The following is a 22414-nucleotide window of genomic DNA, read 5'->3' as shown; positions in this document are numbered from 1 at the left end:
ATGGCAGGCTTCCGGCTCACCACCAAGGTCCAGGTCAGCGGCTGGCGCTTTCTGCTGCGCCGCGTCGAGCACGCCATCGTGCGCCGGGATACCCGGATGTTCGACGATCCGCTGCAGTTCTACAGCCGCGCGGTGTTCGCCGGTGTCGTGGTCTCCGTGCTGATCTGCCTCGGCGCGGCGTTGATGGCGTACTTCAAGCCGCTGGGCAAGCAGGGCAGCGACCAGCTGCTGGTGGACCGCACCACCAATCAGCTCTACGTGATGCTGCCCGGGAGCAGCCTGCTGCGGCCGGTGTACAACCTGACCTCGGCCCGGCTGGCGCTCGGCAATTCGGGCACCCCGGCCGCGGTGAAGTCCGAGGAACTCAACCGGTTGCCCAAGGGCCAGCCGATCGGCATCCCCGGTGCGCCGTATGCCACGCCCACAGGTGTGCCCGCGTCGCGCTGGACGTTGTGTGACACCGTGGCCAAGCCGGACAGCTCGGCGCCCAAGGTGGAGTCCTCGATCCTGATCCGTTCGCTGGCAACGGATCTCGCGGTGGGCCCGATGACGCCGAACCAGGGCATGTTGGTGAACTTCGAAGGCGGCAACTGGCTGGTCACCGCGGACGGCCGGCACAGCATCGACCTGGGCGACCGGGCGGTGAGCTCCGCGGTCGGCATCCCGGTCACCGCCAAGGCCACACCGGTGTCGGAGGGGTTGTTCAACGCGCTGGCCAACATGGGCCCGTGGCAGCTGCCGGCGATCCCGGCCGCCGGTGCCCCGAATACCGTTGGGCTGCCGGAGAATCTGGTGATCGGTTCGGTGTTCCAGACGGCCACCGAATCGGAGCCGCAGCACTACGTGGTGTTGCCGGACGGGGTCGCCCGCGTTAACCCCACCACCGCGGCGGCCCTGCGTGCAACCAACTCCTACGGCTTGTTGCAGCCGCCGTCGGTCGAGGCCAGCGTGGTCGCGAAGATCGCTGAGCAGGTGTACGTCTCGCCGCTGCCGGACAAACCGCTGGAGGTGCTACTGCGCCAGGATTCGCCGGTGCTGTGCTGGGCCTGGCAGCGTGAACCCGGCGATCAGGCGCCGAAGACCACCGTCATCGCCGGGCGCCGGTTGCCGATCCCGTCGTCGGCCGTCGGTACCGGGATCGACCAGATCGGCGGTGACGCAACGGTGTACATCGAGGGTGGCCAGTTCGTGCGGCTGCAGTCGCCGGATCCGCGGGTGGGCGAGAGCCTGTATTACATCGACCCGCAAGGGGTGCGGTACGGCATCGCCAATGACGATGCCGCCAAGAATCTGGGCTTGTCCGGTGCGGTGAACGCACCGTGGCAGGTCGTCGGGCTGCTGGTGGAGGGCCCGGTGTTGTCGAAGGACGCGGCGCTGCTTGAGCACGACACGCTGCCTGCCGACCCACATCCGCGCAAAGTCGAAAGCAAGCAAGGCTCATGACGACGAAGAAATTCACCCCGACGATCAAGCGGGGGCCGCGGCTGACACCGGGCGAGATCAACGTCGCCGCACCGGATGACCTCGGGATCGAGATCCCGCCCTCGGGCATGCAGAAGGCCATGCCATGGGTCATGGGCGGCTGCATGCTCGGCATGATCGCGATCATGATCTTCACCGGTGTGCGTCAGCTGTCGCCGTACATGCTGATGATGCCGCTGATGATGATCATGGGCACTGTCGGTTTCATGTCCGGCGGCGGTCAGGGCGGCAAGCGGGTGCCCGAGATCAATGCCGACCGTAAGGAATACCTGCGGTACCTGGCTGGCCTGCGCACGCGTGTGACGTCGTCGGCGACCGCGCAGGTGTCGTTTTTCGGTTACCACGCACCGCATCCCGACGATCTGTTGTCGATCATCGGCACACACCGGCAGTGGTCGCGTCAGGCCAACTCGGACTTCTACGCCGCCACCCGGATCGGCATCGGCGCCGAGATCGCGGTGGACCGGCTGCTCAAGCCGAACACCAGCGGCGAGCTGGCGGGTCCGCAGGGTGCTCCGCAGCCGCACCTGGAGCCGGTCAGCCACATGTGGGTGACCAAGTTCCTGCGCACGCACGGCCTGATCCACGACTGCCCGAAACTTGTTCAGCTACGGACATTTCCGACCATCGCCATCGGTGGCGACATCGACGGTGCCTCGGGACTGTTGACCGCGATGATCTGTCATCTGGCGGTGTTCCATCCGCCAGACCTGCTGCAGATCCGGGTTCTGACCGACAACCCGGAAGATCCGAAGTGGTCGTGGCTCAAGTGGTTGCCGCACGTGCAGCATCAGACCGACACCGACGCGGCCGGATCCACCCGCCTGGTCTACACCCGCCCGGACGGCCTGAGCGACCTGACGGCGCGCGGCCCGCACAGCGCCGACGCCGCCCCCGGCGGCCCGTACGTGATCGTGGTGGACCTGACCGGCGGCAAGGCCGGCTTCCCGGTCGACGGCCGGGCCGGCGTCACCGTGCTGACTCTCGGCAATCACCGCGGGTCGGCGTACCGGTTGCGAGTCGATGCCGACGGGACGGCCGACGACAAGCTGCCCAACCAGAACTACCGCGAGGTGACGCGGGTCGTCGACCGGATGACTCCGGCGCAGGCCGGCCGGGTCGCCCGCAAGCTGGCGGGCTGGTCGATCACCGGAACGATCATCGACAAGAACGTCCGTGTGCAGAAGAAGGTCTCGAAGGAATGGCACCACCTGGTGGGTGCCAAGTCGGTCGAAGAGGTGACGCCGGCGCGTTGGCGGATGTTCACCGACACCGACCGGGATCGGCTCAAGATCCCGTTCGGTCACGAGCTCAAGACCGGCGAGGTGATGAAGCTCGACATCAAGGAAGGCGCCGAGTTCGGTGCCGGCCCGCACGGCATGCTCATCGGTACCACCGGCTCGGGTAAGTCGGAGTTCCTGCGCACCATGATCCTGTCGCTGGTGGCCACGCATCACCCCGACCAGATCAACCTGCTGCTGACCGACTTCAAGGGTGGCTCGACCTTCCTCGGTATGGAGAAGCTGCCGCACACCGCGGCCGTCGTCACCAACATGGAAGAGGAAGCCGAACTCGTCGGCCGCATGGGTGAGGTGCTCACCGGTGAGCTCGACCGGCGCCAGCAGATCCTGCGTCAGGCCGGTATGCAGGTGGGTGCCGCCGGTGCGCTCTCGGGTGTGGCCGAGTACGAGAAGCACCGTGAGCGAGGTGCGGACCTTCCGCCGTTGCCGACGCTGTTCGTGGTGGTCGACGAGTTCGCCGAGCTCCTGCAGAACCACCCCGACTTCATCCAGCTGTTCGACCGGATCTGCCGCGTCGGCCGCTCCCTGCGTGTGCACCTGCTGCTGGCCACCCAGTCGCTGAACACCGGCGGCGTCCGGATCGACAAGCTCGAGCCGAACCTGACGTACCGAATCGCGTTGCGTACCACCAGCTCTGCCGAGTCCAAGGCGGTGATCGGCACGCCCGAGGCGCAGTACATCACCAACAAGGAGAGCGGTGTCGGATTCCTCCGGGTCGGCATGGAGGATCCGGTGAAGTTCAGCACGCTCTACACCGGCGCCAACTACGTGCCCGAGGTGGAGAGCTCCGGGGACGGAGAAGCCAAGCCGCGGTCGCAGCGTCAGGCACGGGTGCGGATTCACCAGTTCACGACGACCCCGATTTTTGATACGGCGGTGAATTGATGACTACAGGCGCCGAACCGAGGGTGCTGCGCGAGGTCGTCCTCGAGCAGCTGGGCACCGGTGAGAGCCGCGCCTACAAGATGTGGCTCCCGCCGCTGACGGATCCGACTCCGGTCAACGAACTGATCGAGCGCGACTATCAGCGTCAGCCCCTGCGCTTCCCGCTGGGGATCATGGACGAGCCGCGCCGGCACCGGCAGGACATCTGGGGCGTCGACGTGTCGGCGGCCGGCGGCAACATCGCGATCGGTGGTGCCCCGCAGACCGGCAAGTCGACCTTCCTGCAGACCCTGATGTTGTCGGCCGCCGCGACGCACACGCCGCGGCAGGTGCAGTTCTACTGCATCGACCTCGGCGGTGGTGGCCTGATGTACATGGAGGACCTGCCGCACGTGGGCGGTGTGGCCACTCGTGCCGAACCCGACCGGGTCAACCGGGTGGTGGCCGAGGTCAAGGCCGTGCTGAGGGCCCGTGAGCAGGTGTTCAAGCAGTACCGCGTGGGTTCGATCTCGGCGTATCGCGAGATGCGGGAGGACCCGAACAACCCGGCGGCGCAGGACCCGTTCGGCGACGTCTTCCTGGTGGTCGACGGTTGGCCGGCCTTCGTGGCCGAGTTCCCCGACCTGGAGCCTGCCGTGCAGGATCTGGCCGGTCAGGGTCTGGCCTACGGCGTGCACGTCATCATCTCCACCCCGCGCTGGACCGAGCTCAAGTCACGCGTGCGTGACTACCTCGGCACCAAGGTGGAGTTCCGGCTCGGTGACGTCAACGAGACGCAGATCGACCGGATCACCCGGGACATCCCGGCGAACCGTCCGGGCCGGGCCGTCTCTCTCGAGAAGCATCACCTGATGATCGGGGTGCCCCGTCTGGACGGCGTGCACAGCACCGCCAACATCGTCGAGGCCATCTCAGCGGGTGTGGAAGAGGTGGCTGCCCGCCACACCGATCAGGCGCCGCAGGTGCGGGTGCTGCCGGAGCGGATCTACCTGCATCAGCTCGATCCGAATCCGCCGGGACCCGACTCGGACTACCGGACCCGCTGGCAGGTGCCGTTGGGTGTGCGCGAGTCCGACCTCACGGTGGCCTACAACCAGATGCACATGACGCCGCATCAGCTGATCTTCGGCGCTCCCAAGTCGGGCAAGACCACGATCGCCCACGCGGTGGCCAAGGCGATCTGCAGTCGCAACAGCCCCGACCAGGTGCGGTTCATGCTGGCCGACTATCGGTCGGGTCTGCTCGACGCGGTTCCCGAGACGCATCTGCTGGCTGCCGGCGCGATCAACCGCAACAGTGCGTCCCTGGAAGAGGCGATCAAGGCGCTGGCGGTCAACCTCAAGAAGCGGTTGCCGCCGCCGGATCTGACCACCGCCCAGCTGCGGTCGCGGTCGTGGTGGAGCGGCCCGGACATCGTGCTGCTGGTCGACGACTGGCACATGATCGTGGCGGCCGCGGGCATGATGTCGCCGATGGCACCGCTCGGTCCGCTGTTGCCGGCGGCCGCCGACATCGGCCTGCACATCATCGCGACGTGCCAGATGAGCCAGGCGCACCGGGCCACCATGGACAAGTTCGTGGGGGCGGCCTATGGTGCGGGTTCGCCGACCTTGTTCCTCTCGGGGGAGAAGAACGACTTCCCCTCGCGGGAGATCATCGTCAAGAAAAGGCCTCCTGGCCAGGCATTTATGGTCGGACCCGATGGCAAGGAAGTCATTCAGGCGGCCTATGTCGATCCACCGGATGAAGAAGTGTTCGCAGCACCCCAATAGGGCAGTTAGTATTTATCCAACGCACTCAGCAACGCTGGCGGCGGCCCGTCAGCAAAGGGATCGGGGGACAGATTCCTTGACGACTTGGCAAACTTCCTGCCACGTCGCCTTTGGGTGCTTGTCCCTGGTTATTTGCAATCGAAACAGGGGAGCAAGCAAATGCAACCGTTGATGCACAACCCGGGCGCCGAAGGTGTTGCGGCACAGGTGATCGCAAACGCGGCACGTGGTCTGGCCGGTGGCACCACCGCCGCCGCAGCCGTCACCGCGCTGGTTCCGGCCGGCGCTGACGAGGTCTCGGCAATGGCTGCCATGGCCTTCGCCAGCGAGGGTGTCGAGGCTCTTGCGGCGAACTCTTTCGCTCAGGAGGAGCTCACCCGGGCGGGTGCCGCGTATGCGGAGATCGCGGGGATCTACAACGCGGTCGACGCCGCTCAGGCCACCACGCTCTAAGTAGCCGTAGGCAAATTCGTCAGAGATAGGTCATCCAGTCATGGTTGCGGCACCACCCGTTCCACCTACCTGGTTCGCGCTGCCTCCAGAGGTCAACACCGCCCGCCTGATGGTCGGTGCCGGCCCGGCACCGATGCTCCAGGCGGCGGCGGGCTGGGAGGGTTTGGCGATCCTGCTGGAGACCCAGGCTGACGAACTCGCCGGGGCGCTGAGCAACCTGACCTCGGTGTGGAGCGGTTCGGCAAGTGAACGTGCCGTGTCCGCAACCATGCCGATGATCATGTGGCTGCGGACGATGGTGCTGCAGGCGCAGAAGCGCGCCCTGCAGGCCGGCGCTCAGGCCAGCTCCTACTCGCTGGCGCTGTCGACCACTCCGCCGATTCCGGAGATCGAGCAGAACCACGTCACCCACGCGGTCCTGGAAGCCACCAACTTCCTCGGCATCAACACGATGCCGATCGGGCTGAACGAGATCGACTACTTCGTTCGGATGTGGAACCAGGCGGCCGGTGCGATGGAGGCCTACCACGCTGAAACCACCGTCAACCTGCTGTTCGAACCGATCATGCCGATGATGCCGATCGTCCTGCCCGGGGTGGGTGAGACCACCGCGGCAGCGGCGCTCGCGTCGACGGCACCGCGGACCGCTCAGGGTGTGGCCCGCAATCTGACGGTCGAATCGCTGAGCGCCCTGTCCACGTTCTCCTCGATGAAATTGCTCGCCGGCAATGCCGCTGCGCAGGCCAACCATGCCGAGCAGCGGGCGGTCGGTGCGGCGAGCAAGGGTGATAACGCCGGGCAGCAACAGCAGCAGGATTCGTCCGAAAAGAACCCGATGCAGCAGGGCATGCAGATGGCCATGCAGATGGGGCAGCAGGCTGGGCAGATCGCGGGGCAGATCCCGTCGATGCTCCAGAGCCCGATGCAGGCGATGACGCAGCCGTTGCAGCAGGTGACCCAGATGGTCAGTCAGTTCTCCAGCATGGGGGGCAGTGACCGGGGTATGCAGGTCGGGCTGATGGGGGCGATGCCGTTCTCGAACCACCCGCTGGCAGGTGGCAGCGGCCCGAGTTCGGGAGCCGGACTGGTGCGCGCGGCGTCGCTGCCGGGCGCGCTCGGTTCACCACCACGCACCGCGCTGTTGTCCAGCATGTTGGGCATCAGCGGGGAGGCCAAGCCGATGTTGGGCGGGGCCTCGGGTGCGGCAGGCCCGATGGCGCCGGTCGGCGGTGGCGCGGGCGGAGGCGGCGGGGCACCGGTGCACGCCGCGAAGAACAAGGAAGAGCAGAGCGGCGGCACGAAGGACGGATTGATCGCGCCGACCGCACTCACATACGACCAATCGCAAGACGAAGACGACGACTGGTGATCGTCCACAACACAAGACTTTCCGGCCACCCGGCCGGAGGACTCGCCAAATCTTCACTGGTGAGGACAAAGGGAAAATAAGGGGAATCCAACATGGCACAGATGAATACAGATGCCGCCGTCCTCGCCAAGGAGGCTGCTAATTTCGAGCGCATCTCCGGTGAGCTCAAGAGCGTCATCGCTCAGGTGGAGTCGACCGGCGGCAGCCTGGCGATGCAGATGCAGGGCCAGGCCGGTACCGCCGCTCAGCAGGCGCTGATCCGTTTCCAGGAAGCTGCTGACAAGCAGATCCAGGAGCTGAACGAGATCTCGACCAACATCCACACCTCGGGTACCCAGTACACGAGCACCGATGACGATCAGGCCGGCAACCTGGCCTCGTCGATGAACATCTGACCTAGCTGACCTCAAGAAACGGAGACAAGACATGACAGAACAGGTTTGGAATTTCGCCGGGATCGAAGGCGGCGCCGGTGAGATCCAGGGTGCCGTCGCCACCACCGCCGGTCTGCTGGACGAGGGCAAGGGTTCGCTCGCTTCGCTCGCTTCGGCGTGGGGTGGCTCGGGTTCGGAGGCCTACCAGGCCGTTCAGACCCGCTGGGACAGCACCGCCAACGAGCTGAACTCGGCGCTGCAGAATCTCGCCCAGACGATCAGCGAGGCTGGGCAGACCATGTCCCAGACCGAGGCCGGCGTCACGGGAATGTTTGCCTAGCACTGCGGGGCGACAAGCATGCTTTGGTGGGCGGGTGCTCGGTCTATCTGGTGATGGCCGAACCCGCCCACCACTTGTGCTTGGGTGTAAAGATCTAACCATCTGTATTTGACTATCTGAGGGGTCCCCATGTCGGCCGACTATGACCGGCTCTTCCACTCGTCTGAACCGGGTAAACCGGTCGACGATGCCACTGCCATCGTGGACAGAGATGCCATTCTGAAGGCCGCCGCGGCCGCGCCGCCGCCACCGCCGGTTCCGGTCGGGGAAACCAGTTCCACGGACGTGCCCGTGGCCCCCTCCGCCTCCACTCAGACTCAGACTGCTGCGCAGCCCCGGCACGCGGAGACCACACCGCAGATGCCCGCGCCCATGCCGCAGCCGCCGGCGACCGCGCCGCAGTGGCCGCAGAACTCCATGTTGCGGGCCCCGCAGCAGCAGCAGTTCGGGCAGGGCGCCCGCCACGAGCAGCCCCGCACTCTGCCCGGCCCCGCCCCGCGCGTGGCGCCCGGACCGGCGCCGTCGCAGTTCGCCGATCTCGATCCCGAGGTCAGCGGCCAGTGGCGGGCGGGACAGGCCATCCCGACCCCGGCCGCGCCCGGTCCCACCTCAGCCGCCTCGATGGGTAATCACCGCGCGATCGACGCGCTGTCGCACGTCGGGGTGAAGACCGGTGTGAAGATGCCGTCCCAGCGGGGATGGCGGCACTGGCTGTACCTCACGACGCGGATCAACCTCGGTCTGTCGCCCGACGAGGTCTACGAACTCGAATTGCACAGCCGGATCCGGCGCAATGCCCGCGATTCCTACCAGATCGGTGTGTTCGGTCTGAAGGGCGGCGTCGGCAAGACCGCCGTCACCGTCGCACTGGGTTCGGCGATGGCCAAGGTCCGCGGCGACCGCATCCTGGCGATCGACGCCGACCCGGACGGCGGCAACCTGGCCGACCGGGCCGGGCGGCAGTCCGCGGCGACGATCTCTGATCTGCTGGCCGACCAGGAACTGTCGCGCTACAACGACATTCGTGCCTACACGAGCATGAACGGGTCGAACCTCGAGGTGCTGTCGTCCGAGGACTACAGCGGCGCGCAGCGCGAGTTCAACGACGATGACTGGAAAGGCGCCACCTCCGTGGTGTCGCGCTACTACAACCTGGTCCTCGCCGACTGCGGCGCCGGCCTGTTCCAGAAGGCTTCCCGCGGTGTGCTGTCCACCGTGTCGGGCATGGTCATCGTGGCCAGCGCCTCGATCGACGGGGCCCGGCAGGCCGCCATCACGATGGACTGGTTGCGCCAGAACGGATACCAGGACCTGCTCGGCCGGTCCTGCGTCGTCATCAACCATGTCACCCCCGGCAAGCCCAACGTCGACGTCGAGGATCTGGTGCAGCAGTTCGAGCGCCACGTCCCGCCGGGCCGCGTCATCGTGCTCCCGTGGGACAAGCACATCGCCGCGGGCACCGAGATCCAGCTCGAGCTGCTCAGCGACACGTTCCAGCGCCGCATCACCGAGCTGGCCGCTGCCCTGTCCGACGATTTCGACAGGCTTGAACGGCGTTGACCGCGACCGCAGCTGCCGCTGATACATCGAGCACGACGCCGAACCGGCCGTCCACCACCAGGGTCACCATCCTCACCGGTAAACGGCTGACGGACCTGGTGCTCCCGGCCACCGCGGCGATCGAGACCTACATCGACGAAACCGTCAGTGTGCTGGGCGAATTGCTCGAGGACACCCCGAAGGACACCCTCGCCGGTTTCGACTTCTCCGAGCAGGGCATGTGGGCGTTCGCCCGCCCGGGTGCGCCGCCGTTGAAGGCCGATGAATCCCTGGACGACGCCGGGGTGGTCGACGGTTCGTTGCTGACGCTCGTCTCGGTCAGCCGCACCGAGCGGTACCGCCCGCTGGTCGAGGACGTGATCGACGCGATCGCCGTGCTCGACGAGTCACCGGTGTTCGACCGCACCGCACTGAATCGCTTTGTCGGCATTGCCATCCCGGTTGTCGCCGCAGCCGTCACGGTGATGTCGCTGGTGTCCTGGAACGGGGCCGGTCAGGGCTGGTGGTGGGCGCTGGCGCTGGCGTTGTTCGGCTTGGGCTTGCTCGGCGGTAGCTTCGCGGCCCAGAGTCGCTACGAGAACCTGGACATGGCCGAGAGCCTGCTGCTGGCCTCGACGATCGTGCTGGCCGGTGCCGCGGCGCTGGCCGTGCCATTGCCGTATGACGCCGATTCCCTTGGCGCACCGCAGGTTGCCGGCGCCGGTGCGGTGGTGTTGTTGCTGACGTTGGCGACCCGTGGTGGCCCGCGGCGTCGCGCCGATGTGGCCTCCTTCATCGCGGTGCTGGCGATCGCGATCACCGGTGCGGCGATCGCCGTCGGCTACGGCGGAGGTTTCTGGGTGCCGGCCGGTGCCATCGCCTTCGGGTTGATCGTGGTGACCAACGCTGCCAAACTCACTGTCGCCGTTGCCCGTATCGCTCTGCCGCCGATCCCGGCGCCCGGCGAGACGGTGTCCAACGATGAGCTGCTCGACCCGGTCATCACACCGGACGAGGTCGACGAGGCGTCACCCACGTGGAAGGCGATCATCGCCTCGGTGCCGGAATCGGCTGCACGCCTGCAAGAGCGGAGCCTGCTGACCCGCCAGCTGCTGATCGGGTTCCTGTCAGCCGGCTCGCTGGTGCTGTCGGTGGGTGCCATTGCCGTTGTGGTGCAGGGGCACTTCTTTGTACACAGCATGATCGTCGCCGGCCTGGTGGCCGTGATCTGTGGCTTCCGGTCACGGCTGTACGCCGAGCGGTGGTGCTCCTGGGCATTGCTCGCGGCGGCAATCGCTGTACCCACCGGCGTGATGGTGCGCCTGTGCCTGTGGTACCCCGGTAACGCCTGGCTGGTGCTGGCGATCTACACGGCGCTGGGTTTGGTCGCGGTGATCGCCGTAGGCGCCACCGATGGCGTGCGCCGGGTGTCGCCGGTGACTAAGCGGATCCTGGAGCTGGCCGACGGTGCCGCCATTGCAGCGGTGATTCCACTGCTGCTGTGGATCGCGGGCGTGTACGACATTCTGCGAAACCTGCGATTGCACTGAGGTTTTTACGTTCGCTGGGCGACGCTGGTGCTGCCATTTATCGAGCGGTGGCACCGAAGTTGGTCCTCGTGGGGAATCGTGCGAAGACCAACGGTGATCTGCGGGTGTCGGCGACGGGATGTATCAACGGCAGTGGTACGAGTTCGACACCAGCGACATGAGGAACCCGATACGCGACGCTGTGGCACGTCTGGGTAAATCTGTCGGGCGTTGATCCTTCGTGGCCTTTTGAAGAGACATCACCGCTGCACCGATTTTCTCGTGGCATGACAGTACGTCCACGGTTGGGTTCGCTACCACGGATCGAGGCCGCGGCCCAATTTTTGCGCATTCGGGGTACCTAGGGCTCAGGTAGTCTTTTGCTGAGCTATTTGGTGGAGGGGACCACATTATGGGCGTGTCTGGGCTGGTGAGCCAGGGTTCGCGCGCTGCTCGGATGTTTGTGCAGATGGCCGAGCTCGCGCCGTCACGGGAGAACAACGTCCCCAGGCTGCATTCCCCGGCGAGGACGCGGCGTGCGCCGGTGGGTGCGGATACGGTTGGTGTACCGGGTGATTGGGGATACCGATGGGTGATTTGAAGGTTAGTCCGGCTGAATTGCGGACTCATGGTGCTTCGATGGAGTCGTATGCTGGCGCTATTCCAGAGCCGCCGGATCCATTTCAGCAGCGGGGTTCCGATCCGTTAGCGGAAGCGTTGGCAACCAAGACCCAGAGCGTCGAGGAAGCGTTCATTAACGGTGTAGGCCAGACTAAAGCTGAGGCGCGGGCAACGGCCCAAAGCATTCAGGCCGCCGCCGATAAATATGAGAAGTCTGACCAGCACGTTGCCGGGCAGGTTGAGGCGGCAGCGCCCGGGCTTGGTAGCGCTGCCGGCGCATCGAGCGGCTCGGGCTCAGGCAGCCAGGGCTTGGAACAGTTGCAGCAATTGGCTCAGATGCCGATGCAGATGGCGCAAACGGTCGCGCAGGTGCCGATGCAGATGGCTCAGATGGCAGGCCAGATTCCACAGGCAGTGATGCAGGGTGTGCAGCAGATCGGCCAGATGTCAGGTGGCGCGGGTCAAAACGCCGACGGCGCCGGAGGCAAGCCCGGCGGAGGACAGTCGCAGCCTGGACAGCCTGATACCGAAAAATCCGGTGAGCTTGACGAGAAGAAGCGCGACGACGAGCGCGATACGCAGGCGCAGCAGGCTGAGGGCGCCGCCACGGAGGCCTCTCCCGCCGATCGTGCGCCGGTATCCTCCCCGTCTGCACCGCAGTCCTCACCGGCCCCCGGTGCGTCGGCTCCCGAATCTGTGTTACCGCCCGCTGCGGCCGGGCCGCGACGCGTGCCGTCTGATCCTGCGATTGTGTTGTGACCGTATCCGTGACTGAGTTGAAGGTGTGCCGATGAGTTTGCCTCCCCCGCCGGGTTCGTATGGGCAGCAACCGCCTATGGGTGGTCAGCCTGGTGGTGGTGCGCCGCAGCCGTGGTCGCAGCAGCCATACCCCGGGGGACCGTCGGGTCCGCCTCCTTCTGGTCCGCCGCCGTGGGGTCCGCAACAACAGTGGGCCGGCGGACCGCCGCCGCCTAATGGTGGCGGTAAGACCAAATGGATTCTCGGCGGGCTCGCCGCGGTCTTGGCTATCGCGCTGGTCGTGGTTATCACCGTGCTCGTTGTCCGGCCAGATGGTGGCGGAAATGGTCCGTCAAACGCCAGCGGAACTGGCTCTGACTCCGAATTCGCCAGCGCTAATGACACCGGGCCTGTCGGCATCATTACCGAAGACCCGACGTGCGACGCCTGGAACACCATTGTTGGCGAATATTCAGATGCAGTAAATGCCGTTAAATGGGATGAACGAGATCCTAAGGTTCCAGCTAATTCGTGGACGCCTGAGCAGCGAGCGATGTACGAAACCGCAGGAAAGGCAATGTCGCGGGCGGTCGATCAATCATCGAACTTCGTGAAGAAGACGCCACATAGGGTTATGCGTATTTTGTATGAGCAATATATCGCCTACACGCGCGCATTCATGGAACGGATCCCATCGTATGTTGCAGAAGACGATGCCCTAGTCGGCGCGTCCAATGCTGCGAGTGGCAGCCTGGCTAGTATTTGTGGCGCAGTCATATATCGTGTTGCACAGGCCGTGGCTCCACTGGTACCTACCGGACCAGAGCCCGAGAAAGTGGCTGTACCTCAGGACCCGTCAGCCCCGGCCCAGTTGTTGTCAGGGTCCAACTCAATCTGTGGCGATTGGGAAACTCTAGTCAGTAATTTCAGTGATGACACTGCGTCATGGCGTGCTATCGATAAAGATATTCCCGCGAAGGAGTGGACACCGGAGCAGCGGTCGATAAATGACGCCGTCGCGCCTGTTATGTCGGCCAGCGCCGACGAAATGGAACGGTTGGGTCGCCAAAGCGGAAACCCGGGTCTCGAGGATGTAACGACACTCGCAGCTCAGTATCGCAGGGGTTTCGTTACGGCACTTCGCGATTACACACCCGCTGATAGTTATCTGGCATTATCCGCAACAAATCTCGTCCGATTAGTCACGTCAGCATGCAAGGCAGCGCCGTGATTGGTGGGGCTGCTGGAAAGGACGACAGGCCTGCTGGCAAGTATGAGGCCGAAATGGTTGGACCGGGAGCGTGGCCAGAGACGCCCGAGTCGGCATTCATCGGTCGCGGTACCCAATTGGGCGCGATTCACAAGGACCTAACTCGCGCAAAAGAGGGGTGGCAGTCCGGCCAGTCTTATCTGAAGAGCGAAAACACATGGGCTGGTGTTTCTGCGACTGCCGCAAACGTAAAGATCGATACGCATACGAAGGCCATGGAAACGCACGAGCAGCAGCTGACGACTGCGGCAGGGTGGTGCGGCGAAGCAGCCGGGCTGATAGGGCAAGTCAAAGAGACGATTCGCGCGACGGTTGGGACGGCTGTTCAAGTTATTAATGACACCGTTAACCAAGCTAAAGGAAAGAACTCAGACAGCGCGATCAGCAACATCCAAAAATTCGCAAACGATTGCAACAAGGCCACCGTCCAGTGGGCAGCGGACAAAGTCAACGGCAAGGAAGGCGTGTCCGATCAGCCGCCGACTCACACCAGAGAAGAATTTGAGACAGCGCGGGATAAATCGGACGAAGGAAAAGCGAAGCCAGGCGATAAGGCGGAGACGAAAGACCGCCCAGTATTTGCATTCAGTAATGCCTCGTTTGACGACGGTGAGGTAGCGGGATCAGCTGACCGTGTCCCCGACGTCGATGTTCAGTCAATTGCTCCAGCCAAAGCAGCCGGGGCACTGGACGACGACAACAAAGCGGGATCGCCAGTGTCTGTGCCCGACGTTGATTCCCAGTCAATTGCTCCTGCCAAGGCTCCCGGTGGGCTTGATGATGTTGCTCCGGCGGGTACTGCCGTGCCCGTCGTCCAGCCGCAACCAACACCTGCCAACCCTGGTCGAACTCCAGCACCATCGCCCGTATCACCGGCGGGCGCTGCTCCCCCCACGCCGTCGGGTGGTTTGGCAGGCGGAGGCGGAGGCACCTCCGGCGGCGGAGGCGCGTCCGGTGCCCCAAGCGCACCCAGCCCTCTGAGCAGCAGTGGTTCTTCCGGCGCGAGCGGTCTCGAGCAAGCTGCGAGCGCGTCGCAGGCAGCAGGCCAAGCGCCAGCAGGTCGTGCGCCGACCGACCCGTTGCAGGCCTTTGCGCAGGGGTTCAACGATTCGGCGGGGACACCGGTTCACGCCGCTTCTGCCGGTTCTCCACCGCCGTTGGCGCCTTCGCCCGCGGTTCCGGCCAGCGATGCGATGGCGCCGGCCAGCACCTCCGCGCCCTTGTCGCAGACGGGTGCACCAGCACCTACGGCGCCCGTGCAGGCCCCGACCTCGGGTGGCTCGATGGGTGGCATGGGCATGGGTGGCGGAATGCCGATGGGTGCGCCGCCGTTGGGTCCACCGCCGACGGCGCCTCCTGCCGCACCGGTGCCGCCGCCGACAGCGCCACCGCCTCCGGCAGCCACGACACCGGCGAACATCGCCGGTGGTGCCCAGGTCGCGCCGATTCCGGTGTCCGCCGCGCGCGCCCAGCGAGATGCTGCCCAGGACGCGGCAAAGAGGTCGGGATCGGATCCGCTCGTATTGGCGCGCAGGATCGCGGCAGCACTGAACGCACCCGACATGGTTGACGCCGAGGACTTCATGTTCTTTTGGGTCACGGCGGTGACGGTGGACGGGAAGATCGTGGTCGCCAACAATTACGGGCTGGCCTTCATCCCTGAGCAGGTCAATCTGCCTGAGCATGTGGCGATGGCCTCGGCGGACGAGTCGATTCCGCCAGCTGACCGCGCGAGCTGGGTGAGCCATCCAGTTGTGGCAGTGCAGCGTTGGGCCCAGCATCACGACACGAAGCTGCGTGCGGTGATCGCGACCGAGGACCAACTCAAGAACTCGGATGCCGGTGTGCACCATGAGGTGTTGATGCCCGAGGACATCCCGGCCAAGGGCCAGATGGCTGGTCGTGACCGCTTGACGGTGATCGCCCCGCAGATCGCCACTCGGTTGGCCCAGTTCAGTGACGGCGATCTGGTGAAGATCCTTCCGCCTGCACCGGTTGATACGAATCCGCCCGAGGACCAACGGCTGGATTTGTGGGACGCAGTGTGGCAGCCGTTGTGCAGCGGCGCCGCGAATCGCGGGCAGGTGCACTTGCAGGCGTTCTTGGCGTATGCAGCCCACGCCCAGGAGTGGGCCGTCTACGAGGCACACGCCGCCGAGGACGGCCCGGCACAGCGTCGAGCCGTCGCCGATTTCATCTACTGGCAGCACATTGGGCAGCTGATCGCCGACGCGATCGCGGAGTAGGCGGCAACGGTTCGCGGCAGGGTGGACGGTGCGGAGCAAAGTACTGCGGAACAGGGTCGGTTGGGGCCACGCGCAGACAAAGAGCCGCATTCTGTGGCTGTGACTCGCCCTTATGATTGTCGCGAGAAGCCGGTTGAGCGGGGCCGAGCGAAACCCCCATTCACGGGGCACCTTTGGTTTTCGTCAGGAGCGTCTGCAGCCGCTGGGCAGCGGCACAGGCGTAGGGAGGATTATTCGCGATGAGTGATTTGAAGGTCACGTCGTCGGAGCTGACTAGCGCGGCCGAGCAAATGTTGCGACCTCGCCCGAAGGGGCCGGATTCAGAGGCGGCACCGGATTATGGCTTGAAGGCTCCGGATACCCTGCCGGAGACCAACGAAGCCCTCAACCAGCTCAAACACAGCGCCGGGATCTTGAGCGCGACACTGAAGGCCGGGGACGCCGAGGTAGAACGTCTGGCTGCGACGTTGAAGTCTGTTGCCGCTGCTTACGACAAGATCGACGAGCAGGCGAAAGCACGGATGCAAACTGAGGTCACCGGCGACGACGGCTCCAAGCCGCCCCTTGAACCGGTGGTGCCAGAGGCGGTCAACATTGCTGTGCCAAGTATCCCGGACCTGGGCAGCTACCCATCCTCGCCCGACGATCAATTCCAGTCTTGGCAGGCCTCGGCGCACGCGATTTTCGACAACGACACCAAGGCCCTGTCGCTGAACTACTTCCGGGACCAGTGGAAGGCGTACAAGGGCACGCTCCTTGCTTACGCCGACAACATCCCTGCCAAGGTCGGAGACTGGGACGGTACCGCCGCCAAAGCCTGTCAGAACGCAATGCAGAGTCTCCACACGTGGTGGAAAGATATGGCGGAAGAGTGTGGCAGGTTGGCCGAAGAGGCGCAGAAGTTCTGCGATGCGCACGACCAGCTTGTGCGCGTCCATCCCAACTTGCACGATGTCGCCGAATACGAGAAAACAAATCGGGCCAACAAAATGCGGCTGTGGGCCCAATGGCAGTATCAGTCGGAATACGACCGCAATAACTACGAAAATAACATCAACCTCCAACAAATTCGGCCGGGTAAGGCGCCGACAATTGGTGGTATGCCTGCGGTGAATTCCAACGAAGTCGGTTCGAAGCCCGAAACGCCAGGGGTTCCGGGCACTAACCCGGGCACTTCGCCCGGTACCTCCCCGGGCACGAACGGTGACGTGGGAACTGCGCAGACTCCGTCTGTGCCGTCGATGGATACGCCGTCGATGTCGCCGGCCAGCGCTGATCCGTCGGCTGGTCAGGGCTCGGGCGGTTCCCCCAGCGGCGGCTCGCCCTCCGGCGGGCAGGGTGGCGGCCAGCCCAGTGGTGGTTCCCCGAGTGGTGGCGCCCCGTCGGGCGGCCTCCCCACGGGCACCGAGGGTATGCCGGAGATGCCCGGTCTCGAAGAGCCCAGCCTCAAACCGGCCAGCGCGGGTGGCGGTGGCGGCGGAATGGGTGGGCGGTCCGGTGCCCGAGCTGGTGCCGGCCCCGCCGGCGTTCCAGGCGGCGCTGGTGCCGGCGGTATGGGCGGCGGTATGGGTGGCATGGGCGGCGGCCATGGCCAGGGTGGCCAGGGCAAGGAGAAGCGCCGCAACCCGAATCTCACCGAGGACGAGGACCTTTACGTCGAGGACCGCGCGTACACCGAGGCGGTCATCGGCCGCCGGGCACGCAAGGACGCGAAGGACGGCAAGTAAGCCGACATCCGCAGACATGGACTCGCCGACGACACGATGTGTGTCGTCGGCGAGTTTCTTTGTCGGTCAAGGGTTTCCGCAGAGCGCCTATCTGTGCCTTGAACGCATCAAATTGGGACGAGCACGATCAGGCTTTAGCGATGTTCGAACTGTGTCCGCATCGACTGCAGCCGATCGACGGCGCGTCCATCAGTGAGCTCGTTTCGTTGTTCGGGGTGGTGCCAATAATGCCGCACCAATTCGATGAGGGCAGTGCCCTTGGGGGTGTAGCTGCCCGGAGAGTCCATAACGAATCTCGAACCGTCGTTCATGGTGATCACCATGGGGGTCCAGAAGCGTTCCTCGGTCGGGAGCTTGGCCGTCACCGCGGCAATGTCGTCCCACTTTCCTGAGTTCAGTGAACCGAGATCGGGGAACTCGAACTCGTCGGGCGTGAGCAGTAAGTAGCTGGTACCGCCTTGGCGCTTGAAGACAAACCAAATCCATCCCGCAAACAGGCCAGTGGCGCCGAAGCCGATGGGAAACACTTCGTCGACCTCATCGGGTACTGGTAGGTAGAGCCAGCCGGTCAACCATGCGATCAGCATCGATAGCCCCGACAGGGCTAGGGCGGCATAAAATCTCCGCTGAATGGCGTCAATGCGACGATCTGGACGTAACAACATCCCCGATTCGTCGAACGCGGCTTGGACTACCGCATTTTTCGATGCCGCCAACTGCGTCGCCACAAACAGCCAGGTAACCGCCAGCCCCAGCGCGATCACCGCGGTGATGAACGCCAAGTGTTTGATCGCGACGAACGCCCAGACTCCGCATACCAACGCAAGAAGCAGGTTGAGCGCGATACCAAACCGTCTGCTGAATGTTTCCATCTCTCCCACTGCGTCAGCGGATATGTGGGCCGACCTCATCGGCGCCTGCAGTGACCTCAGCCTGGCTGCGGCCCATCGGCGGTCAGCTCGGCGACCATGGCATCGAGTCGTTCACGGTCGGCTTCGATGGATGCCGTGGCTGCGGCGGTGGCCTTCTGGATCGCTTCGTTGAGTCGCTGTTCGACGGCCTGGGCGCCCAGCCGCAGCAATCCGTCTTTGATGTATACGTCGATCAGATGGTGGTGTCCGTTGAGCGTGACTTCGACGCTTTGGGCTTCGTCTGCCGCCGTGAACGTTTCACTGTTCATCTTGTGCAGTTGGTCATCCATGAGTGACTGCAGCTGCTGGGCTTGACGCAGCACCGCAGCCACCTGCGGATGCATCTCGTCTGTCATGACTATTCCTCCCGACCTTTCTGGGACCCCTCTCCCAGGAAGCTTGATGTCATTGCTCCAGCGCCATCTGGTAGCGGCTCTCCTCGCGCGGATTGATCAGCGTGATGGGCAGCTGCCGGTGTCGCGGTGTGTCAATGAAGTTGGGCCGCATGATGACTCGCCCGACGCCTTGATGAGGGCCGAGGTAGGTGGTGGCGTGGGGCCAGGCGACGCGGGGCACCCGCCCGACACGGCCGTTGATCATGGTGGCGAATTCGCGGAACTGCGGCCCGAGCGTCACCACGGCGCCGGATGCGGCGGAGCGGATGACGAACTGGGTGAACAGGCGGGCATCACCGAGATTGATGCTGACGTCGACGTTGTCGAACGGCATGTACACCGGGTAGCGGTCCGAGGTCTCTCCGACGAGCACTCCGGCCGAGCCGATCGGCAGCTCATGGTGCTTGTCGGTCACCGGGGTGAGGCCTTGAAGGGCGGCCCGCTGCCCGCCGTACAGGCAGGAAAATCCGCGCGGCGTCGTCGGATTGGACAACGTCGTCAACAACACCGTCGTCGTCGGCGCCGCACCGGGACGAATCCGCACGCATGTCGTGGTGTGATCGGCCCGCGCCGACCACCAGACGTCGGGGCCTCCGGGCGCGTTGTAGGCGGCGGTGAAGGTACTGCGGCCCTTGATGACCGACCAGGTTTCCTTCTCGAAGCTGATCTCGGTGGCCTTGTCGTAATCATCGAAGCTGCGCGAGCAGCGCGCGTCGATTCCGTTGCTGGCCAACTGGTCTGCGATACGGGTGGCTGAGGCCACCAGATACCGGGCCAGCCCGGACACCCCGCTGTCGCGGCGCTGGGCCGAGCGTCGGGTCTTCTCCGGATCGGCGCGCAACACGATCCAGGTGCGCCGGTTCGCCGGCGCCGGGTACGGGCCCACCACCTGCTCGTAGAGCGCGACCAGGCTCGCCGGTGCGGTCTTGCCGACACGGTAGCCGGCCGACACCACATCGGCCTCCAGGTCGGGGCAGTGCGCCCGCAGCAGCTTCTCGACCAGCTTGGTGCTGACGGTGTCATCGGAGACCGCCGAGCCGTTGACGATCACTGTCGGGGTGAAAGGCCTTGGTATCAGCTCGATTACCGCAACCAGGTAGTCGCCCTGCCAGCGCACGGCGACGTGGTCGCCGGGCATGACGGTGGCACCCACGGCAGGCTCCGACGGGACGTCGGGGGTGCTGCGGTGGCGTCGCCGCCACGAAAAGATCGCCCTGACCCAGCCGGTCAGCCGGTATCCACGGATGGTGAGCACCGAGAAGATCGCGATCAGCACCGACAGCGTGATTCCCAGCCAGAGCAGGTCGAAGTGCATGCACACCGCGATGCACGCGGGGATCAGCGTGGCCGCCCAGATGGCGTGCCCGGTGGTGAAGCGGAATCCGAAATGCCGCCGTAGGAAGTTCATTGGCGGCGCCGCAACGCGCGTCGGGTCATTGCAGCGATCCCGAGGATCAGTGCCAATGCGGCTCCGGCGACCACCACACCGGTGATCGGACCCCGGTCTGGCGGCGGGATGTACACCGGCGGCGGGACTTCCTTGACGCGGAACGGCGCCTTGGCCGGCCCCTCCGGGACCTCCCACGTCAGGGCAGCCACCGGATCGACCACGCCGGCACCGACATAGTTGTCGACGCCGCCGCCGGGATGACGGGCGGTTGAGGTGATCCGGTTGATGACTTGGGCCGGGGTCAGGTCCGGGAAGCGCTGCTTGACCAGCGCGGCCAGACCGGACACGAACGCGGCCGAGAACGACGTGCCGTTGAGCGGCACCGGGCCGTCCTCACCGGGGGTGGCATTGACCGGCTGGCCTTCGTAACCGAGCGCGGTGAGATTTTCGCCGGGAGCGGCCGCGCCCAACCACGGGCCCGACATCGAGAAGTTGCTCGGCTGGCCGTTCTGGCCGACGCTGCCGACGGTGAGCACCAGCGGGTCGTACCAGGCCGGGCTGACGATCGTCTGCACGCCCTTCCAGCCGCGCGCATCGGCGGGGACCGACGGATCCGGCGCCGGGTTCTGGTTGCAGTCCTGGCCGGTGTTACCGGCGGCGACGACGATCACCGCGCCCTTGACGTTCACCGCGTAGTTGATGGCCGCGCCCAGGCCGGACTCGTCGATCCGGCGGGTCACCTTGTAGCAGGCGGCCTCGCTGATGTTGATCACCTGCGCGCCGAGGTTGGCCGCGTGGACCACCGAACGGGCCAGGCTGCGGATCGAGCCGGCGGTCTGAGTGGTGTTCGGGTCGTTGGGATCTTGGCGCGAACCCTTGGGCTGGAACGCGACGGACGTCTGACGCAGCGAAATCAGTCGCGCATCGGGGGCAACACCGACGAAACCGTCAGTGGGGGAGGGGCGCCCGGCGATGATCGACGCGGTCAGTGTCCCGTGGGCGTCACAGTCGGACATTCCGTTGCCCGCGGCGTCGACGAAGTCGCCACCGGGCTCGGCCGGGACCCGGGGTGAGCCGTTGACGCCCGTGTCGATCACCGCGACAGTTACGCCGGCGCCGGTTGCGAACTTCTGCGCCTCGGCGAGCTTCAGATAGTCCGCGGCCCACGGCTTGTCGGCGAAGTTCGAATTCGGCATGACCGTCGGCGCCGCGCAGATCTTGCGCTGCTCCATCGGCTGGTCGGGACCAGTTTCATCAGGCGGAACGGCCGCGGCGTCGATCGCCGGCGGGTCAATCGCAAACGCTGGCGGCGCACTGAAAAGCGCCAACAAAACTGCCAGCAGCATCACGGCTAAGCGCTGCACGCGTCACACTCCCCCAATGACATCGGACATGTTTGCAGTGTGCTGATGCACTTTCAGCAAACAAAATCCGGCCTGTTCAGAAACGCATCGTCTCACGTCAAGCCGTCCGGCTAATTGCACGCAGGCAATCATAAGGGTGCCCAGGTGAGGCTGATAACGCTTTGTGTCCGCGGTGAGTGTTGCACGCGGCAAGGAAGGGGGTGCCTGGGGGTTTGTCGCCGATCATATTGGCGCGCGGAGACGCGGATCCTGCGGGATAACATCACCAACCAAGGACAGCCGGGAATGAACCGTCGGCACAACGATGAATCATTCTGGCCCGTTGGGTCGGTGAGGGGGTGCCGGGGTGAACCGTTCGGTGGAAGTCGTTGTCGCGGAGCTGACGTTGGCAGCATCACGCCTGGAGGAAGCAGGCCAGCGTTTACAAGATGGCCTGTCGGGTGTGGATCTCGAAACCCGTGAGTTGCTTGGTGCCGGTTGGAAGAGCGACGCTGCGTCGGCTTTTGGCCAGGTTTGGGAGCAATGGCATGGCGGCGCGGGCCAGGTCGTGCGAGGTCTGCAGACCATGTCGAAGCTGCTGGCTGTAGCTGGCAAAGAGTACGACAACACCGATGAACAGGCGGCGAGCGCGATCGAGTCGTCCGGTCAGGCCATCGAGGGGACGGCTGGGACCGGAGGTATTGCCGAGCAGGTCGGGCGATAGGTGGC

At 65.1% G+C, this 22414-nt stretch carries 19 protein-coding genes; 14 read left to right on the top strand and 5 right to left on the bottom strand.

Going from position 1 to position 22414, the window contains the following annotated elements:
* The 11 genes from eccB (at position 1) to BN2156_RS20155 (ending at position 13634) form a co-directional block, all read left to right on the top strand.
* A complete protein-coding gene (gene eccB / locus BN2156_RS20205; protein ID WP_090516736.1) occupies positions 1-1443 on the top strand; it encodes a type VII secretion protein EccB in 1443 nt (480 codons plus the stop codon).
* Positions 1440-3668, top strand: coding sequence for a type VII secretion protein EccCa (eccCa, locus tag BN2156_RS20200; protein WP_090516735.1), 2229 nt, complete (start codon positions 1440-1442; stop codon positions 3666-3668). The genes eccB and eccCa overlap by 4 nt, the downstream gene beginning before the upstream one ends.
* On the top strand, positions 3668-5440 hold the full coding sequence (gene eccCb / locus BN2156_RS20195) for a type VII secretion protein EccCb (RefSeq protein WP_090516734.1): 1773 nt from the start codon (positions 3668-3670) through the stop codon (positions 5438-5440). The genes eccCa and eccCb overlap by 1 nt, the downstream gene beginning before the upstream one ends.
* A gap of 159 nt (positions 5441-5599) precedes the next feature.
* Positions 5600-5893 (top strand): PE domain-containing protein, encoded by a 294-nt coding sequence (locus BN2156_RS20190; RefSeq protein ID WP_067774542.1) that lies wholly within the window; start codon positions 5600-5602, stop codon positions 5891-5893.
* 40 nt (positions 5894-5933) lie between these two features.
* Positions 5934-7262 carry a PPE family protein gene (locus BN2156_RS20185; RefSeq protein WP_090516733.1) on the top strand — a complete coding sequence of 443 codons (1329 nt, stop codon included), beginning with the start codon at positions 5934-5936 and terminating at the stop codon, positions 7260-7262.
* Between the two features lie 92 nt (positions 7263-7354).
* Positions 7355-7657 (top strand): WXG100 family type VII secretion target, encoded by a 303-nt coding sequence (locus BN2156_RS20180; RefSeq protein WP_090516732.1) that lies wholly within the window; start codon positions 7355-7357, stop codon positions 7655-7657.
* 31 nt (positions 7658-7688) lie between these two features.
* A complete protein-coding gene (locus tag BN2156_RS20175) occupies positions 7689-7976 on the top strand; it encodes a WXG100 family type VII secretion target (RefSeq protein WP_090516731.1) in 288 nt (95 codons plus the stop codon).
* A gap of 129 nt (positions 7977-8105) precedes the next feature.
* Positions 8106-9536: a MinD/ParA family ATP-binding protein gene (locus BN2156_RS20170; RefSeq protein ID WP_090516730.1), complete on the top strand. Its 1431-nt coding sequence runs from the start codon at positions 8106-8108 to the stop codon at positions 9534-9536.
* Entirely contained in the window at positions 9533-11065 is a 1533-nt protein-coding gene (gene eccD / locus BN2156_RS20165) for a type VII secretion integral membrane protein EccD (RefSeq protein WP_090516729.1), read from the top strand. Before BN2156_RS20170 ends, eccD begins: the two co-directional genes overlap by 4 nt.
* Before the next feature lie 618 nt (positions 11066-11683).
* Positions 11684-12424, top strand: a complete 741-nt coding sequence (locus BN2156_RS20160; RefSeq protein ID WP_090516728.1) for a hypothetical protein — start codon at positions 11684-11686, stop codon at positions 12422-12424.
* Between the two features lie 280 nt (positions 12425-12704).
* Complete coding sequence (locus tag BN2156_RS20155; RefSeq protein WP_235625418.1) at positions 12705-13634, top strand: ESX-1 system-associated protein; 930 nt, start codon at positions 12705-12707, stop codon at positions 13632-13634.
* A gap of 1165 nt (positions 13635-14799) precedes the next feature.
* Here BN2156_RS20155 and BN2156_RS31215 read toward each other — a convergent pair.
* The gene (locus BN2156_RS31215; RefSeq protein ID WP_235625417.1) at positions 14800-15273 is read right to left on the bottom strand and encodes a hypothetical protein; all 474 of its coding nucleotides are present in this window, start codon (positions 15271-15273) and stop codon (positions 14800-14802) included.
* Between BN2156_RS31215 and BN2156_RS20145 the strand changes: the two genes are divergently transcribed.
* Together BN2156_RS20145 and BN2156_RS20140 are read left to right on the top strand one after the other, a co-directional pair.
* On the top strand, positions 15257-15919 hold the full coding sequence (locus BN2156_RS20145; protein ID WP_235625416.1) for an EspK C-terminal domain-containing protein: 663 nt from the start codon (positions 15257-15259) through the stop codon (positions 15917-15919). The two genes, BN2156_RS31215 and BN2156_RS20145, sit on opposite strands and share 17 nt — an antisense overlap.
* 239 nt (positions 15920-16158) lie before the next feature.
* The gene (locus tag BN2156_RS20140) at positions 16159-17646 is read left to right on the top strand and encodes a PPE domain-containing protein (protein ID WP_090516724.1); all 1488 of its coding nucleotides are present in this window, start codon (positions 16159-16161) and stop codon (positions 17644-17646) included.
* A gap of 134 nt (positions 17647-17780) precedes the next feature.
* Here the strand turns inward: BN2156_RS20140 and BN2156_RS20135 are convergent, their stop codons facing one another.
* The 4 genes from BN2156_RS20135 to mycP are packed head-to-tail and all read right to left on the bottom strand — an operon-like array spanning position 17781 to position 21706.
* Positions 17781-18518 carry a hypothetical protein gene (locus BN2156_RS20135; RefSeq protein ID WP_090516723.1) on the bottom strand — a complete coding sequence of 246 codons (738 nt, stop codon included), beginning with the start codon at positions 18516-18518 and terminating at the stop codon, positions 17781-17783.
* A gap of 56 nt (positions 18519-18574) precedes the next feature.
* Positions 18575-18913: a YbaB/EbfC family nucleoid-associated protein gene (locus BN2156_RS20130; protein WP_090516722.1), complete on the bottom strand. Its 339-nt coding sequence runs from the start codon at positions 18911-18913 to the stop codon at positions 18575-18577.
* A 49-nt stretch (positions 18914-18962) separates the two neighbouring features.
* Complete coding sequence (gene eccE / locus BN2156_RS20125; protein WP_090516721.1) at positions 18963-20360, bottom strand: type VII secretion protein EccE; 1398 nt, start codon at positions 20358-20360, stop codon at positions 18963-18965.
* On the bottom strand, positions 20357-21706 hold the full coding sequence (gene mycP / locus BN2156_RS20120) for a type VII secretion-associated serine protease mycosin (RefSeq protein WP_090516720.1): 1350 nt from the start codon (positions 21704-21706) through the stop codon (positions 20357-20359). The genes eccE and mycP overlap by 4 nt, the downstream gene beginning before the upstream one ends.
* Before the next feature lie 346 nt (positions 21707-22052).
* Here mycP and BN2156_RS20115 point away from each other — a divergent pair, with 346 nt between their 5' ends.
* Positions 22053-22409 (top strand): WXG100 family type VII secretion target, encoded by a 357-nt coding sequence (locus BN2156_RS20115; RefSeq protein ID WP_090516719.1) that lies wholly within the window; start codon positions 22053-22055, stop codon positions 22407-22409.
* Positions 22410-22414: the final 5 nt, after the last annotated feature.

It is taken from the genome of Mycolicibacterium neworleansense (assembly GCF_001245615.1).
GTDB classification, from domain to species: Bacteria; Actinomycetota; Actinomycetes; order Mycobacteriales; family Mycobacteriaceae; genus Mycobacterium; species Mycobacterium neworleansense.
Note: the sequence above shows the minus strand (reverse complement) of the source record. Positions and strands in the feature narration are given on the sequence as shown.

Bases quoted from the DNA above. Each gene is read 5' to 3' on its own strand.
- eccE (WP_090516721.1), bottom strand. From the start codon at position 20,360: ATGAACTTCCTACGGCGGCATTTCGGATTCCGCTTCACCACCGGGCAC.
- BN2156_RS20130 (WP_090516722.1), bottom strand. From the start codon at position 18,913: ATGACAGACGAGATGCATCCGCAGGTGGCTGCGGTGCTGCGTCAAGCC.
- BN2156_RS20145 (WP_235625416.1), top strand. From the start codon at position 15,257: ATGTTCTTTTGGGTCACGGCGGTGACGGTGGACGGGAAGATCGTGGTC.
- BN2156_RS20170 (WP_090516730.1), top strand. From the start codon at position 8,106: ATGTCGGCCGACTATGACCGGCTCTTCCACTCGTCTGAACCGGGTAAA.
- eccCb (WP_090516734.1), top strand. From the start codon at position 3,668: ATGACTACAGGCGCCGAACCGAGGGTGCTGCGCGAGGTCGTCCTCGAG.
- BN2156_RS20175 (WP_090516731.1), top strand. From the start codon at position 7,689: ATGACAGAACAGGTTTGGAATTTCGCCGGGATCGAAGGCGGCGCCGGT.
- BN2156_RS20135 (WP_090516723.1), bottom strand. From the start codon at position 18,518: ATGGAAACATTCAGCAGACGGTTTGGTATCGCGCTCAACCTGCTTCTT.
- eccB (WP_090516736.1), top strand. From the start codon at position 1: ATGGCAGGCTTCCGGCTCACCACCAAGGTCCAGGTCAGCGGCTGGCGC.
- BN2156_RS20190 (WP_067774542.1), top strand. From the start codon at position 5,600: ATGCAACCGTTGATGCACAACCCGGGCGCCGAAGGTGTTGCGGCACAG.
- BN2156_RS20185 (WP_090516733.1), top strand. From the start codon at position 5,934: ATGGTTGCGGCACCACCCGTTCCACCTACCTGGTTCGCGCTGCCTCCA.
- BN2156_RS20140 (WP_090516724.1), top strand. From the start codon at position 16,159: ATGAGTGATTTGAAGGTCACGTCGTCGGAGCTGACTAGCGCGGCCGAG.
- eccCa (WP_090516735.1), top strand. From the start codon at position 1,440: ATGACGACGAAGAAATTCACCCCGACGATCAAGCGGGGGCCGCGGCTG.
- BN2156_RS20160 (WP_090516728.1), top strand. From the start codon at position 11,684: ATGGAGTCGTATGCTGGCGCTATTCCAGAGCCGCCGGATCCATTTCAG.
- BN2156_RS20180 (WP_090516732.1), top strand. From the start codon at position 7,355: ATGGCACAGATGAATACAGATGCCGCCGTCCTCGCCAAGGAGGCTGCT.